We start from the raw sequence: 16,896 nt of genomic DNA, 5'->3' as shown, positions 1-16,896 counted from the left end.
GGCGGGCTAACACTTCCGGGTGCCGTGGTCAGGACTCCCCGAATTCCCGGTCGATAAGGGCGAACACCTCATCAGCGGAAGCCGTTTCCAGGTCGTCCCCGCCCGTCTCCTCGCCAGGTTCGGACGCGCTCTCCCCGTCCGTGTAACGCCACAGCAGCACCTGTAGCCGGTGCGTCAGCCCGGAACGCCGCGGGTCGTCCGCGGCCAGCGCCGCGAGCGCCGCCTCGATCCCGTCGAGATGCGCCGCGGCCGGTACCTCCGCCGGCTCGGCCGGCAGCACCCGCGACACCAGATGGCCCGCCAGCGCGGTCGGCGTCGGGTAGTCGAAGACCAGCGTGGGCGACAGGGTCAGGCCGGTGGCGTCCCGGAGCCGGTTACGGAACTCGACGGCCGTGAGGGAGTCGAACCCCAACTCGTTGAAGGGCTGGTCCGGTTCGACCAGCTCCGCCGCCGAGTAGCGCAGCGCGCTCGCCGCGTGGGCGCGGACCAGCGCCAGCAGCGTGCCGGTGCGCGCCTCGGGCTTCTGGGCCGCGAGGCGGTCCCGCAGGGCCGTCAGGCTCCCGGAGTCGTCGGACTCGGGGGAGCCCGGCGCCGCCCGGCCCGCCCGCCGGGCCGCCGGGATCTCGTCGAAGAGGCGGCTGGCCCGCCCCAGGGTGAACAGCGGGGCGAAGCGCTCCCAGTCCACGTCCGCGAACACCGCGTGGGCCTCGTCGTGGCCGGCCTGATCGAGCGTCCGCCGCAGCGCGGTCAGCGCCAGCGCGGGGTCGAGGGCCGGGAGGCCATGGCGCCCGGAGCGTTCGACCGCCGCCCGCTCCGCCATGTCGTCCCACACGCCCCACGCCACCCGGACGACGGGCCCACCGGCCGCCTCGCGCTGCCGCGCCACCGCGTCCAGGTATGCGTCGGCCGCGGCCCGGGCGCCGTGCTCGCCGGCCCCCCAGACCGCGACGACGGACGAGAAGACCACCACGGGATCGTCGGGCTCCAGGCCGCACAGCTCCGGGAGCCGATCGGCGCCGCCCACGGCGGCCGACAAGGACTCGGCCAGCCGGTCCGGGGTGAGTTCGGCCAGCGGTGTCCGGTCACCCGGCGCCCCGGTGTGGATGATCGTGCGGACCCGCAGCCCCGAGGCCGCGAGCCGGTCCGCCAGTTCGTGCCGGCCCGACGGCTCGGACGGCACACCGTCCACCACCGTCGCCTCCGCGCCCAGCTCCGCCAGCTCGGCCACCAGCTCCGCGCCACCGGGCGCGGCCTGGCCGCCCGGCGCCAGCAGCACGATGCGCTTCGTGCCGCCCGTGGCCAGCCACCGGGCCACATGGGCGGCGGCCCCGGCGACGCCGCCGGTGACCAGGACGCCCTCCCGCGGCGTCCACTCACGCGTCGGCGCCTCCGCGTCCAGCGGCGCGGGCAGCAGCCGGCGCGCGAAGGCCCCGGCCGGCCGCAGCGCCACCTGGTCCTCGCCGTCCCGCCCCGCCAGCGTGGCGCACAGGAGGCCGGGGGCGAGGTCCTCGACTGAGTCGGGCAGGTCCACCAGCCCGCCCCACGCCGTCGGATGCTCCAGCGCGGCCACCCGGCCGAGCCCCCATACCTGGGCCTGCGCCGGGGCCTGCGGGCGTTCGTCGTCGGCGACGGCCACCGCGCCTTGCGTGGCGCACCACAGGGGTGCGTCGAGCTCCGCCTCCAGCAGGGCTCGCAGCAGGACGAGGGTGCCCGTCACGCCGCCGATCACCGCGGGGAACGTCTCGTGCGGGCGTTCGTCGAGCGGCAGGAGGGACAGCACCCCGGCCGGGGACGGGCCCGCGGCGCACAGCGCCCGCAGCGAAGCGGCCAGCTCGGCCGGATCGGCCCGCCCGTCCGTCACCAGCCGCCGCACCTCGCCGCCGCCCGCTGTGAGGGCCCGCTCACAGGCGTCGGCCCATGCCCCGGCGCCTTCCGGCCCCACCACCAGCAGCCACGAACCCGCCACGGCCGCGGGGCCGGGGCCGGGCAGGGGGCGCCAGCCGATCCGGTAGCGCCAGGAGTTCACGGTCGTCCGCTCGTGGCGTTCCCGGTGCCAGCGCGACAGCGTCGGCAGCACCGCACCGAGCGACGAGCGCCGCCCGTCCTCCTCACCGAGGCCCAGCGTCTCGGACAGAGCAGGGAGATCCAGCCCGTCGACCGCGCCCCAGAACCGGACCTCCTCCTCGTCCGCCTCCGGCGGCGGCGCATCCGCCAGCTCGTCCGGCAGCCAGAAACGCTCGCGTTGGAAGGGGTAGGTGGGCAGGTCGGTGGTGGTGGGTTTGGTGGCCGGGTACCAGGGTCGCCAGTTGACGGTGAGGCCGGTGGTGTGGGCGTGGGCGAGGGCGTCGGCGAGGTCGTGGGGGGTGCCGTGGTCGCGGCGGAGGGTGGGGATGGTGGTGGCGGGGATGTCGGCGTCGTCGATGGTGTCCTGGATGCCGGGGGTGAGGACGGGGTGGGGGCTGGCTTCGATGAAGTGGCGGTGTCCGCGGTCCAGGAGGGTGGTGAGGGTGTCGGTGAAGCGGACGGGGTGGCGGAGGTTGGTGAACCAGTAGTCCGCGTCGAGTGGGGTGGTGGTGAGGCGCTCGGTGGTGACGGTGGAGTAGAAGGGGATGGTGGGTGTGGTGGGGGTGAGGTCGGCGAGTTGGTCGAGGATGGTGTCGCGGATGCGGTCGACGTGGGGGCTGTGGGAGGCGTAGTCGACGTCGATGGTGCGGGTTCGGGCGCCCTGGGTCTCGGCGGCGGTCAGGACGGTGGCGATCTGGTCGGGGGGTCCGGAGATGACGGTGGAGCGGGGGCCGTTGTGGGCGGCGATCGCGACGCCCTCGGCAGTCTCGCCCAGGTCGGCCAGGATGTGTGCGGTGTCGTCGGCGGTGAGGGTGAGGGAGGCCATGGCGCCGTGTCCGGCGAGGGCGCGGAGGGCCTGGCTGCGGAGGGCCACGACTTTGGCGGCGTCGTCGAGCGTGAGGGCTCCGGCCACGCAGGCGGCCGCGATCTCACCCTGGGAGTGGCCGATGACGGCGGCCGGAGTGACACCGAAGTCCTGCCACATACCGGCCAGGGAGACCATCATGGCCCAGAGGGTGGGCTGGATGACATCGACGCGCTGGGGGTCGGTGGTGGTGTCCGTGCCGCGCAGCACGGCGGTGAGTGACCAGTCGACGTAGGGCGCGAGGGCTTGTTCGCAGGCGGCGATCCTGCTGGCGAAGGCGGGGGAGGAGTCCAGGAGGCCGACGGCCATGCCGGCCCATTGGGAGCCCTGGCCGGGAAAGACGAACACCGGGCCCTGTTGGGGGTCGAGGGCGGTGCCGCGGGTGAGGTGCGGGTGTTCGCCACCGTCGGCCAGGGCGTCGAGCGCGGCGAGCAGTTCGGCGGGATCGGTGCCGGTGACGACGGCACGGCGATCGAAGGTCGCGCGCGTGGTGGCCAGGGACCAGGCCACCTCGGTGGGCGAGACGCCGGGGTTGTCGGTGATGGTCCGGGTCAGCCGGCGCGCCTGCTCGGCCAGGGCCTCGTGGGTACGGGCCGAGAGCACCCAGGGCGCGACACCGCCCAGCACGCCCGGCTCGTCCGCGTGAGTGTCGGGTTCCGAGGGTGGGGCCTCTTCGAGGATGACGTGGGCGTTGGTGCCGGAGATGCCGAACGCCGAGACGCCCGCGCCACGGGGGCGTTCGGCGGTCGGCCAGTCGACGGGCTCGGTGAGCAGACGTACGGCGCCGCTGCTCCAGTCCACGTGTGAGGTGGGCTCGTCGACGTGGAGGGTGGCGGGCAGGGTGCCGTGGCGGAGGGCCATGACCATCTTGATGACGCCCGCGATCCCGGCGGCGGCCTGGGTGTGTCCGATGTTCGACTTCACTGACCCCAGCCACAGCGGGCGGTCCTCCGGCCGTTCCTGTCCGTAGGTGGCCAGCAGCGCCTCGGCCTCGATCGGGTCGCCGAGGGTGGTGCCCGTGCCGTGCGCCTCGACCGCGTCCACCTGGTCGGCGGGGAGCCGGGCATCGGCCAGCGCCTGCCGGATGACGCGTTCCTGCGCGGCATCGTTGGGCGCGGCCAGCCCGTTGCTGGCGCCGTCCTGGTTGACGGCCGAGCCCCGGATGACGGCCAGCACGTGGTGTCCGTTGCGGCGGGCGTCGGAGAGCCGTTCCAGCAGGACCAGGCCCGCGCCTTCGGAGAAGCCCGTGCCGTCGGCCGCCGCGGCGAACGCCTTGCAGCGGGCGTCCGGCGCGAACCCCCGCTGCTTGGAGAACTCCACAAACGCCGTGGCCGCGGTGAACACCGTCACGCCGCCGGCCAGCGCCAGGGTGCACTCGCCCTGGCGCAGTGCCCGGACCGCCAGATGCGTGGCCACCAGCGACGACGAGCATGCCGTGTCCAGCGTGACCGCCGGACCCTCAAGACCCAGCGCGTACGCCACTCGGCCGGACACCACGCTCGTGAGCCCTCCCGTGGCGGTGTAGCCCTCGAAGCCCTCGGGAATCCGCGGTATCCGCGACAGGTAGTCCTGGCTCGACACCCCCGCGTAGACGCCGGTGGGCGTGCCCTTGAGGGTGGTGGGGTCGATGCGGGCGCGTTCGAGGAGTTCCCAGGCGACCTCCAGGAGAAGCCGCTGCTGGGGGTCCATGGCGAGGGCTTCACGAGGGCTGATGTTGAAGAAGGAGGCGTCGAATTCGTCGGCGTCGTGGAGGAAGCCGCCCTCCTGGACATAGCTGGTGCCGGGGTGGTCCGGGTCGGGGTGGAAGAGGTGGTCGAGGTCCCAGCCGCGGTTGGCGGGAAAGGGGCCGAGGGCGTCGGCGCCCGAGGCTACGACGTCCCACAGGCCCTCCGGAGAGGTGACCCCGCCCGGGTAACGGCAGGCCATGGCGATGATGGCGATGGGTTCCCGGTGGCGTTCTTCCACTTCGCGCAGGCGCTGTCTGGCCTGGCCGAGGTCGAGGGTGACGCGCTTGAGGTACTGGCGCAGCTTGTCTTCGGTGGTGGACATGATTCCTCCGTCACTCCCCGTCAGGACGAGCCCAGTTGCTGGTCGATGAGCGCGAACATCTCGTCGTCCGACGCCGACTCCAACGCCTCGCCGTCGACGGTGTGATCGACCGCCTCGGCACCGTCACCCAGCCGCCACAGCAGGTTCTGCAACCGCTTGACGAGCTGGGCACCGGTCTCGCCCTCCGGCCGCACCTCGCCCACCGCCGCCTCGAGCCGCTCCAGCTCCCGCAGTACGGGCGCCGCCGCGCCGTCCCCCGCCGGGCGCAGCTCGCCCAGCAGGTGCTCGGCCATGGCGGACGGCGTCGGGTGGCGGAACACCGACGCCGCGGACAGCCGCAGCCCCGTCACCATGGTGAGCCGGTTGCGCAGCTCGACCGCCGTCAGCGAGTCGAACCCGAGATCCTTGAAGGGCGTGTCCATCGACACCGCGTCGTGGTCCGTGTGCCCCAGCACGGTGGCCGCGTGGACCCTGACGAGGTCCAGCAGGAGCGCCCGCTGCTCGGCGGGGCCCATCGACGCCAGCCGGCCGGACAGATCGGCCACCGGCGCCACCGCACTCCGTCGGACGGCCCGGGCGCGGGTGCCCGCGAGCGAGCGGACCAGCGGCGGCAGCGCCTCGGCGGGCTGGGCGGACAGCGCGGCCGCGTCGAGCCGGGCGGCGAGCAGCTGCGCCGCACCGTGTCCGCGCGCCGCGTCGAACAGCGCCAGGGCATGCTCCGAGGACAACGGCACCATCCCGGAACGGCTCATCCTGGCGTGGTCCGCCTCGCTGAGCCCGCCGGTCATCCCACTGGTGGCGGCCCACAGGCCCCAGGCGATGGACACGCCGGTGAGACCGGCGTGGCGCCGCCGGGTGGCGAGGGCGTCGCAGTAGGCGTTGGCGGCGGCGTAGTTGGCCTGCCCGGGGGAGCCCAGGGTGCCCGCGGCGGAGGAGAAGACGACGAACATGGCGAGGGGGAGGTGCTCGGTGGCCCGGTGGAGGTTGGCGGCGCTCGTGGCCTTGGCGGCCCAGACGCGGCGGAGGGTGTCGGGGGTCTGGGAGGTGAGGACGGCGTCCTCGACGATGCCCGCGGTGTGGATGACGCCGGTGAGGGGGTGGGCGGGGTCGATGGTGTCGATGATCTGCCGCAGGGCGTGGGGGTCGGTGGTGTCGGTGGCGGTGATGTGGACGGTGGCGCCGAGTTCGGTGAGTTTGTCGGTGAGTTGTTGGGCGCCGGGTGCTTGGGGGCCGCGTCGGCTGAGGAGGTGGAGGTGGGTGATGTGGTGGGTGGTGACGAGGTGTTCGGCGATGAGGGCGCCGAGGGTGCCGGTGCCGCCGGTGATCAGGACGGTGCCGTGGGGGTCGAGGGTGCGGGGGATGTCCAGGACGAGTTTGCCGGTGTGTTTGGCCTGGCTCATGTGGCGCAGCGCCTGGCGGGCCCTGGCGAGTGGCCATGCCTGCACCGGGGGCGGGGTCAGGGTCCCCTGGGTGAAGAGGTCGGCGAGCGTACGCAGCATCTCCGCGACGCGGTCGAAACCGGCGTCGGAGACGAGGTCGTAGGCGCGGTAGCGGACGCCGGGGTGCGTCGCGGCGATCTCATCCGGGTCGCGGATGTCGGTCTTGCCCATCTCCAGGAACCGGCCGCCGTCGCCCAGCAGCCGCAGAGACGCGTCGGTGAACTCGCCTGCCAGGCTGTTGAGGACCACGTCGACCTTCGGGAAGGCGTGCTCGAAGTCCAGGTCGCGGGAGGAGGCGCGGTGGGTCTCGTCGATGCCCATGGCCTCCAGTACGTGGTGTTTGGCGGGGCTCGCGGTGGCGTAGACCTCGGCGCCCAGGTGGCGGGCGATCTGCACGGCCGCCGTGCCCACGCCGCCGGTGGCGGCGTGGATGAGGACCGACTCGCCCGGCGAGAGTCCGGCCAGGTCCGCCAGCCCGTACCAGGCGGTGAGGAACGCGATGGGTACGGCGGCGCCCTGTTGGTCGGTCCAGCTGGGCGGGATCGGCACCAGGGCGCGGGCGTCGGCGACGGCGATGGGGCCGAAGGCGCCCTCGAACAGGCCCATGACACGGTCGCCGACGGCCACCGACGTCACATCCGCAGCCACCTCCAGCACCTCGCCCGCGCCCTCGCCGCCCAGGCCCCGCCGGTCGGGCACGACGCCGAGGGTCACCATCACATCGCGGAAGTTGACGCCCGCGGCACGCACGGCGATCCGCACCTGACCCGGCGCCAACGGCTCCAGCACGTGCGGACTGCCCTCGGGCACCAGGCTGTCCACCGTGCCCGCGCCGTCCTCCGCCACGACCAGCTGCCAGGCGGGCGCGCCGACGGGCAGGGCGATACCGGCCGTCGCCTCCACGGCCGTCAGCCTCGGTACGAACGGTTTCCCGTCGCGCACCGCCACCTGCCATTCGTCGGCGTCGAGGGCCGCGCGCACCACTCCCGCGATGTCGGGTGCCGTGCCGGCGTCGCGTCCGGCGAGGTCGAGCAGCGTGAAGCGGCCGGGGTTCTCCGATTGGGCGCTGCGGATCAGACCCCAGACGGCCGCCGCTATCGGGTCGACGTCCGTCTCCTCGTCCACGGCGGCGGCCTCGCGGGTGACGATCACCAGCCGGGCCCCGTCGAGCCGCGGCTCGGCCAGCCATTCCTGTGCCGTCGCCAGGACCCGCGCCACCACCGCGTCGCCGTCCCCGCCGTCGGACTCCGGTGAGCTGGTCAGGACGACCGGTGGCACCGGTGCGCCGTCGTCAAGGGCCGCGGCGAGCGCGGCGACATCCGGATAGCGGGTGAGCGAGGGGACGGCCTTGGTGGGTCCGCCGTCGCCGAGCACCGCCCAGTCGCCCGCCGTGGTCCTCTCCGGTCCCGCCGGGGTGGGCAAGGCGGTCCAACGCACCTCGTACAGACCGTCGTTCGGGTCGGCGCTCCGCAGGCGCGCGGTGTCGAGCGGCCGGGTGGTGATGGTGTCGGCGGTGAGGACGAGCGCGCCCGTGGTGTCGGTGAGGGTGAGGCGGTACTCGTTGCCGCCTCGGGGAGTGATGCGGGCCCGCGCGTGGGTGGCGCCGGTCGCGTGGAGGGTGACGTCGCTCCAGGTGAAGGGGAGCCAGATCTCACCGGCCGGGTTGTCGGCGGTGGCGATGAGGGGGTGGAGCGCGGCGTCGAGGAGTGCGGGGTGGACGGTGAGGGTGTCGGGGGTGTGATCGGCGGTGTCGGAGGTGGGGAGGGCGATGTCGGCGAGGAGTTCGTCGCCGTGTCGCCAGGCGGCTCGCAGCCCTTGGTAGGTGGCTCCGTAGCGGTAGCCGCGCGCGGCGGCCCGCTCGTAGAAGCCGTCGATGTCGACGGGTTCGGCTCCCGGGGGCGGCCAGGCCGCCCCTGCTTCGGCGGTCGGCGGCTCGGCCGTGGGCTCGCCGGTGAGAGTGGCGGTGACGTGGTGGGTCCACTCCGCCGTGGGGTCGGACTCCGGGCGGGTGTAGACGTGGACGGTGCGGTGGTCGGTGTCGTCCGGCGGGCTGACGATGACCTGGAGCGCGAGCGGGCGGGCGGGGTCGAGCCTGAGGGGCTGCTGGAGGAGGAGCTCGTCGATGTGGGGTGTGTCGGTGTGGTCCGCGGCGTGGAGGGTGAGTTCGAGGAGCGCGGTGGCGGGCAGCAGGACGGTCTCGGCGATGGTGTGCTCGGTGGGCCATCCGGCGTGGTCGGCGGGAGGGATGTGGCCGGTGACCACCATGCCGCCGTCGGCCAGCGGCGCGGCGGTCCGCAGCAGCGGGTGGTCCAGGCTCGTGGAACCGGCCGCGGCCGGGCCCGAGGCCCCGCCGGTGAGCCAGTAGGGCCGGTGCTGGAAGGGGTAGGTGGGCAGGTCGACGGTGTCCGGGGCGGGCCGGCCGGTGAACCAGGGGCGCCAGTCGACTGGGGTGTGGGTGTGCAGCCGGGCCAGGGCGTGCGCCAGACCCTGGACGTCGGGCTGGTTACGGGTCAGCGCCGGGACGAGCAGAGGAGCGTGCGCGGGCGCGTCATCGAGCGCGTCATCGAGCGCGTCGAGGGTGGCCTGGGCGGCGGGGATCAGTACGGCGTCCGGGCCGACCTCGAGGAACACCGCCGCGCTCGGCGCGATGTGTGCGACGGCGGGGTGGAAGCGTACGGGCCTGCGGATGTGCCGTACCCAGTAGTCCGGGGTGGCGATGTCCTCGCCCGCGGGTTCGCCGGTGAGGTTGCTGATCAGCGGGGTGTTCGGCTGGGCGAACTCCAGGTCGGCGATGGCGCGGCGGAAGTCTTCGAGAGCGGGTTCCATGAGCGGGGAGTGGAACGCGTGGCTGACGGTCAGGGCCTTGGTCCTGCGGCCGCGTTCCTTCCAGGCCGCGCCCGCCTCGGCCACCAGTTCCGCGGGGCCCGAGATGACGGTGCTGGTGGGGGCGTTGAGGGCGGCGATGGTGACCCGGCCGTCGTACGGGGCGAGGTGCTCGGTGATCTCGTCGGCGGTGGCCTCGACGGCGGTCATGGCGCCGCCGGGCGGGAGGTTGCCGAGGAGGGTGGCACGGGCGGCGACCAGCCGGCAGGCGTCTTCCAGGGAGAGGACTCCGGCCACCTGCGCGGCGGTGATTTCGCCGATGGAGTGGCCGATCACGGCGTCCGGCCGTACGCCGAAGGTCTCCAGCAGCCGTGCCAGGGCCACTTGGACCGCGAAGAGTCCGGCCTGGGTGTAGGTGGTGTGGTTGAGCAGGGTGGGTTCTGGGCGGCCGTGGAGGACGACGTCCCGCAGGGGGTGGTCCAGGTGGGGGTCGAGCAGCGCGCAGACCTCGTCGAACGCGTCGGCGAAGACCGGGAAGCGCGCGTGCAGTTCGGCGCCCATGCCGGGGCGCTGGCTGCCCTGCCCGGAGAACAGCCACACGGTCTGCCCCGCCGCGGGCGCGGCGTAGGGCGGGGTGATCAGGTCCGGGTGGGGACGGCCCTGGGCCAGGGCGTCGAGAGCGGCGGTCATCTCCCGGCGGTCGCCGCCGACGATCACGGCCCGCCGCTCCAACACCGCGCGCGCCGTGGCCAGCGACCGGCCCACGTCCGCCACCGGCGTGGTGTCGTCGGCTCCCAGCCGGTCGGCGAGGGAGGCGGCCAGGGCGCGCAGGGCCTGGTCGCCGCGGGCGGACAGCGGCCAGGGCACGGGGCCGGGCGGGGGAGCGTCGGTCGCGGGCCGCGGCTCGGGCAGGTCCGGGCCCTGTTCGAGGATGAGGTGGGCGTTGGTGCCGGAGGCGCCGAAGGAGGAGACGGCGGCGCGGCGCGGGCGGCCGGTCTCGGGCCAGTCGGCCGCTTCGGTGAGGAGCCTGACGTTCCCGTCGGCCCAGTCGACGTGCGGGCTGGGCTCGTCGATGTGCAGGGTGGCGGGCAGCGTACGGTGGCGCAGGGCCATCACCATCTTGATGACACCGGCGACACCGGCGGCGCCCTGCGTGTGCCCGATGTTCGACTTGATCGAGCCGAGCCGGAGCGGGTGGCCGCCGGGGCGGTCCTGGCCGTAGGTGGCCAGCAGGGCCTGCGCCTCGATCGGGTCGCCCAGCGTCGTGCCCGTGCCATGGGCCTCGACGGCGTCCACGTCCGCCGGGCCGAGTCCGGCGGTGGTGAGGGCCTGGCGGATCACCCGCTGCTGTGACGGGCCGTTGGGCGCGGTCAGCCCGTTGCTCGCGCCGTCCTGGTTGACCGCCGAACCGCGGACGACGGCCAGAATCCGGTGTCCGTTGCGCCGGGCGTCCGACAGACGCTCCAGGAGGACCAGGCCGACGCCGTCGCCGAAGCCGGTGCCGTCGGCGGCGGCCGCGAACGGCTTGCACCGTCCGTCGGGGGCCAGACCGCGCTGCCGGGAGAAGCCCGCGAACACGTCAGGGGTGGCCATGACCGTGACGCCGCCCGCGAGCGCCAGGTCGCACTCGCCGTGGCGGAGGGCCTGGGCGGCGAGGTGGATGGAGACCAGGGACGACGAGCAGGCGGTGTCCACGGTGACGGCGGGGCCCTGGAGGCCCAGGGTGTAGGCCACGCGTCCGGCGATGATGCTGCTGGTGCCGGAGAGACCGGCGTAGCCGTCCAGGCGGGGGTCGCCCGGGGGCAGTCCGGCTCCGTAGTCGTGGTACATGACGCCCGCGTAGACGCCGGTCAGGCTGTCCCGGAGGGTGTGCGGGTCGATGCCGGCGCGCTCCAGCGTCTCCCAGGCGGTCTCCAGAATGAGACGCTGCTGGGGGTCCATGGCCAGGGCCTCGCGGGGGTTGATGCCGAAGAAGGCGGCGTCGAATCCGTCGGCGTCGTAGATGAACGAGCCCTGCGAGGCGTAGCTGGTGCCGGGGTGGTCGGGGTCGGGGTGGAACAGATTGGCCAGGTCCCAGCCGCGGTTGGTGGGGAACGGGCCGAGCACATGCCGCCCGGACGCCACCAGGTCCCACAGCCCCTCGGGCGAGGTCACGTCGCCGGGGAAGCGGCACGCCATCGCCACTACCGCGACCGGCTCGTCGGCGGCGCCGGTCCCGGACCGGCCGGCACGGCGCGGCGCGGGGGAGCCGGTGGCGGTCAGGCGCTCCAGGACGTGGTCGGCCAGGGCCCGGGGGGTGGGGTAGTCGAAGACGAGGGTGGCGGGCAGGCGCAGCCCGGTGGCGGTGGCCAGGCGGTTGCGCAGCTCGACGGCGGTCAGGGAGTCGAAGCCCAGCTCCTTGAAGGCGGCCTCGGCCCGGATCGACGCGTCGGAGGAGTGGCCCAGCACCACCGAGACCAGCTGCCGCACCGTCTGGAGCAGCAGTTCGCGCCGTGCGGGCTCGTCGAGACCGGCCAGCCGGCCGGCCAGTGCGGGGCCGGTGGCGCGGTGTTCCATCGCACGGCGCCGGGCCGGCCTGGCCAGGGCGCGCAGCATGGCGGGGCTGTCGGGGCCGAGCCTGGTGGCGTCGAGGTCGGCGGCCACCACCAGGGGGTGGGTGACATGGAGTGCCGCGTCGAGCAGCCCCAGGCCACGAGCCGTGGCGAGGGGGCGCATGCCGAGGGCGCCGAGGCGGGACAGGTCGGCCTCGGTGAGGTGCTCGGTCATGGCGGAGGTCTGCTGCCACAGGGTCCAGGCGACCGAGGTGCCGGGCAGTCCGTCGGCGCGCCGACGCGCGATCAGGGCGTCGGTCCAGGCGTTGGCCGCCGCGTATCCGGCCTGGCCGGAGTTGCCGACCGTGCCGGCGGCGGAGGAGAACACCACGAACATCCGCAGCGGCAACTCCCGGGTGAGGGTGTGCAGATGCCATGCGCCGACGGCCTTGGGCGCCCATACGCGGCCGAGTCGGCCGGTGTCCCAGGACTCCACCAGGGCGTCCTCGGTCACCCCGGCGGAGTGAACCACGCCCAGCAGCGGGTGGCTGTCGGGGATCGCCGCCAGCGCCCCGGCGAGCGCGTCGAGGTCGGCCACGTCGACCGCCGCCACCTCCGCGTGGGCGCCCAGCGCGGCGAGCCGCTCGACCAGTTCGGCCGCTTCGGGGCTCTCGGGGCCGCTGCGGGAAAGGAGCAGCACCCGCTCCACGCCATGCGCGCGCACCAGATGTTCGGCGACCGCGCCGCCCAGCACCCCCGTACCGCCCGACACCAGCACCGTGCTACCGGACAGCTCCGGGGCTCCGGCCCCTGACGTCGGAGAGGCGCGGACCAGACGTGGCGCCAGCACCCCGGCCGCGCGCACGGCGACCTGCGGCTCGTCCGCGTCGAAGGAGTGGAGTACGGCCCCGACGAGGCCCGCTTCACCGTCCGCGTCGCCATCGCCCACGTCGACGAGGGTGAACCGGCCCGGGTGCTCGGCCTGGACCGAACGGACCAGACCCCACACGGCCGCGCCACCCGGGTCCACCGCCCCCTCGTCCCCGCCCGCGGTCACGGCACCGGAAGTGACCAGGACCAGCCGGGAGTCCAGCAACCGCGGCTCGGCCAGCCACTCCTGGAGCAGAGCCAGCACGCCCCCGACGGCGGCGAGGCCGTCGTCGGGGGTGGCCGTCGCTGTCACCGGGTGGAGGACAACCGTCGGCACCGGGGTCCCATCGTCCACCGCGGCGAGCAGCGCGCCGAGGCCGGCGTGTTCCGCCACCCCGGCGAGCGGTGCGCCACCATGGCCCACCGCCGCCCAATCGGCGTCCGGCGGGGCCGAATCGTCGCCGGTCCCGCCCCGCGCGGGCACCCAGTCCACGACGAACAGGCCCTCGGCCGCGCGCTTCCCAAGGGCCCGCAGCTCGGCGACGCCGGTGGGGCGAGCGGCGACCGACGCGGCGTCGAGGACCGGAGCGCCCGTCTCGTCGGTCAGGGAGATCCGCCGCCCGTTGCCCTCCGGGGAGATACGGACCCGTACGCGGCGCGCCCCCGTGGCCCACAGCGACACACCGCTCCAGGCGAACGGCAGCCACACCTGTCCGGTGTCCGAGGCGTCCTGGCGGCCGCCGTCGAGGAGCGTCGGGTGCAGGGCGGCGTCCAGCAGCGCCGGGTGGACGCCGAACCGGTCGGCGCCCTCACCGGCCGCCTCGGGCAGCGCGACCTCGGCGAGCAGATCGGCGCCGTCCCGCCACGCCGCGGACAGGCCGCGGAACGCGGGCCCGTAGCCGTAGCCGCCGGCCACGGCCCGTTCGTAGAAGTCCGCGACGTCCAGCGGTTCCGCGCCCGGCGGTGGCCAGAGAGCGGCCGTGGCGTTCGACGGGGACTCACCGCCCTCGGGCGCGAGGACGCCCATGGCGTGGCACGCCCACCCGTCGGGGGCCTCCGTGTCGAGCTCGTCGGGGCGGGAGTGCACATCGACCGTCCGCCTGCCCTCGTCGTCGGCGGGCCCCACCGCGACACGTACGCGCAGCGCCCCCGAGGCGGGCAGGACGAACGGGACCTGGAGGGCCAGCTCCTCCACCGCGGCGCAGCCCGCCTCGTGGGCGGCCTGAAGCGCCCACTCGACCATGGCCGCCCCGGGCAGCAGCGCGGTGTCGCCGACGACGTGGTCGGCGAGCCAGCCCCCGCCCGCGGCCGCCGAGAGGCGTCCGGTCAGCACCATGCCGCCGTCCGGCAGGCTCACCGCGGCGGCCAGCAGCGGATGGTCGACGGCGCGCAGCCCGGCGGCGGACACATCCCCTGTGCCCTTGCCGTCCGCGGGTATCCAGTACCGCCGCCCCTGGAAGGGGTAGGTGGGCAGCTCGACGGCGCGGGGCGCGGGCCCGGCCGGGAACCACGGGCGCCAGTCGACCTCGAGACCCGCGGTGTGGGCATCGGCGAGCGCGAGGGCGAGCTGGTGTGCGCCGCCGTGGTCGCGGCGCAGCGTGGCGAGAGAGGCGGCGGGGGTGCCGGACTCCTCGAAGATGTCCTGGAGGCTCGTGGACAGGATGGGGTGCGGGTTGCACTGGATGAAGGCCCGGTATCCGTCGCCCAGCAGACGGCCCACCGCGTCGGCGAAACGGACCGGCCGGCGGAGGTTCTCGAACCAGTACTCGGCGTCCAACCGCGCGGTGTTCAGCCGCTCCGCGGTGACGGTGGAGTAGAACGCGATCTCGGACTCGGCCGGTGTCACCTCGCGCAGGGCGGACACCACATCCTCGTGGATGCGGTCCACATGAGGGCCGTGGGAGGCGTATTCGACGTCGATGGCGCGAGTGCGCGCGCCACGCTCCCGCGCCGTGTCCAGGACGGCGGCCACCCGGTCCGCTGACCCGGAGACCACCGTGGCGTGCGGGCCGTTGACGGCGGCGACGGCCACGTCCCCGGCGTCGGGGCCCAGCTCGGCGAGGAGCCCGGCGGTTTCCTCGGCGCCGAGGGAGACCGAGGCCATGGCGCCGTGTCCGATCAGGGGACGGAGAGCCTGTACGCGCAGGGCGATGACCTTGGCGGCGTCGTCGAGGGAGAGGGCCCCGGCCACGCACGCCGCGGCCACCTCGCCCTGGGAGTGCCCGACGACGGCCGCCGGGACGATCCCGAAGCTCCGCCACAGGGCGGCCAGCGAGACGTGGATGGCCCACAGCACCGGCTGCACCACATCGTCCCGGCCGGCGTCCGTCGCCCGGTCCGTGCCGCGCAGCACGGCGGTCAGCGACCAGTCCACATACGGCGCCAGAGCCCGCTCGCACTCGGCGATCCGGGCGGCGAAGACCGGCGAGGAGTCCAGGAGTTCGCGCGCCATGCCCGGCCACTGGGCGCCCTGGCCGGGAAACACGAACACCGGGCCCGCGCCGACCGGGCCCGCCGTACCGGTGACGACCGCCGGATCCGGCTCGTCGGCGGCCAGCTTCGCCAGCCCGCCCAGCAGCGCCGCACGGTCCGCGCCCACCACCACGGCCCGGTGCTCGAACCGGGCCCGCGCCGTCGCCAGAGACCACCCCACCTCCGCCGCACCGGCGGCCGGATCGCGCTCCGCCGCCTCGGCCAGACGCCGCGCCTGTTGCGCCAGCGCCGCCTCGTCCCGCGCGGACAGCAACCACGGCACCACGCCGCCGTTCACCACGGCCCGCGGCGCCACCTCCGCCTCTCCCGTGCCTTCCGTGCCTTCCGGGTCGCTTTCGCCCTGGACCGCCTCGGCGGGTTCGGGCGGCTGCTCGATGATCAGGTGGGCGTTGGTCCCGGAGACGCCGAACGACGACACCCCGGCCCGGCGCGGGTGATCGGTCTCCGGCCAGTCCACCGGCTCGGTCACCAGACGGATGGCGCCCGAGCCCCAGTCCACGTGCGGCGTCGGCTCGTCGATGTGCAACGTCGCGGGGATCACCCCGTGCCGCATCGCCATCACCATCTTGATCACGCCCGCCGTCCCGGCGGCCGCCTGGGTGTGACCGAGGTTCGACTTGACCGAGCCCAGCAGCAGCGGCCGGTCCGCCGGGCGCTGGTGGCCGTACGTGGCGTGCAGCGCGTCGGCCTCGATCGGGTCGCCGAGCCGGGTGCCCGTGCCATGCGCCTCCACCGCGTCCACCTCGGCGGACGACAGGCGGGCGTTGACGAGCGCCTGACGGATGACCCGCTGCTGGGAGGGCCCGTTGGGCGCGGTGATGCCATTGCTCGCGCCGTCCTGGTTGACGGCCGAACCCCGGATGACGGCCAGCACCGGGTGTCCGTTGCGGCGGGCGTCGGAGAGCCGTTCGAGCAGGACCAGCCCGACGCCCTCGCCCCAGCCCGTGCCGTCGGCGGCGGCCGCGAACGGCTTGCAGCGCCCGTTCGGCGCCAGGCCGCGCTGACGGGCGAAGCCGGTGAACACCGCGGGCGAGGCCATCAGCGTCACACCACCGGCCACCGCCAGCCGGCACTCGCCCCGCCGCAGTGCGTGCATCCCCAGATGCATGGCCACCAGCGACGCCGAGCAGGCCGTCTCCACCGTCAGCGCGGGACCCTCCAGGCCGAAGGCGTACGACAAACGGCCCGACAGCATGCTGGGCGCGACGCCCGCGTACCCCTCGGTCTCCTTGCGGACGGGAACGCCCGACGTGGCGGAACCGATGGTCGCCGCGCCCACGAAGACACCGGTCTGGCTGCCCCGAAGGCTCGTCGCGTCGAGACCGGCGCGCTCGAACAGCTCCCAGGCCACTTCGAGCAGCTTGCGCTGCTGCGGGTCCATGGCCAGTGCCTCGCGCGGGCTGATCTCGAAGAAGCCCGCGTCGAACGTGTCGGCGTCGTGCAGGAACCCGCCCTCGCGCGTGTACGTCGTGCCGGGGTGGTCGGGGTCCGGGTGATACAGACCGTCCAGGTCCCAGCCGCGGTCCGTGGGGAACGGCCCGACGGCGTCCACCCCCGAGGCCACCAGGTCCCACAACGCCTCGGGCGAATCCACCCCGCCGGCGAACCGGCACGTCATCGCGGTGATGGCGATGGGCTCCTGGTGCCGCTCCTCCACCTCGCGCAGGCGCCGCCGCGTGTCGTGCAGGTCCGTCGCCACACGCTTGAGGTAGTCGACAAGCCTGTCTTCATCCGGCATGTGAAGTCACGACCTTCATACGTG

At 74.6% G+C, this 16,896-nt stretch carries 2 protein-coding genes; both read right to left on the bottom strand.

The window, feature by feature from the left end; translation table 11 throughout:
* Positions 1-28: 28 nt before the first annotated feature.
* Positions 29-4,978, bottom strand: coding sequence for a type I polyketide synthase (locus ACZ4WQ_RS15220; protein WP_468022222.1), 4,950 nt, complete (start codon positions 4,976-4,978; stop codon positions 29-31).
* Positions 4,979-4,998: 20 nt separating this feature from the next.
* A complete protein-coding gene (locus ACZ4WQ_RS15215; protein ID WP_468022221.1) occupies positions 4,999-16,872 on the bottom strand; it encodes an SDR family NAD(P)-dependent oxidoreductase in 11,874 nt (3,957 codons plus the stop codon).
* Positions 16,873-16,896: the final 24 nt, after the last annotated feature.

The sequence above is a fragment of the Streptomyces sp. NPDC028305 genome, assembly GCF_055569495.1.
The sequence above is the reverse complement of the archived record's forward strand: the minus strand, read 5'-3'. Positions and strand labels throughout refer to the sequence as shown.

Excerpts from the sequence above, each read along its gene's own strand:
- ACZ4WQ_RS15220 (WP_468022222.1), bottom strand. The coding sequence starts at position 4,978 with ATGTCCACCACCGAAGACAAGCTGCGCCAGTACCTCAAGCGCGTCACC.
- ACZ4WQ_RS15215 (WP_468022221.1), bottom strand. The coding sequence starts at position 16,872 with ATGCCGGATGAAGACAGGCTTGTCGACTACCTCAAGCGTGTGGCGACG.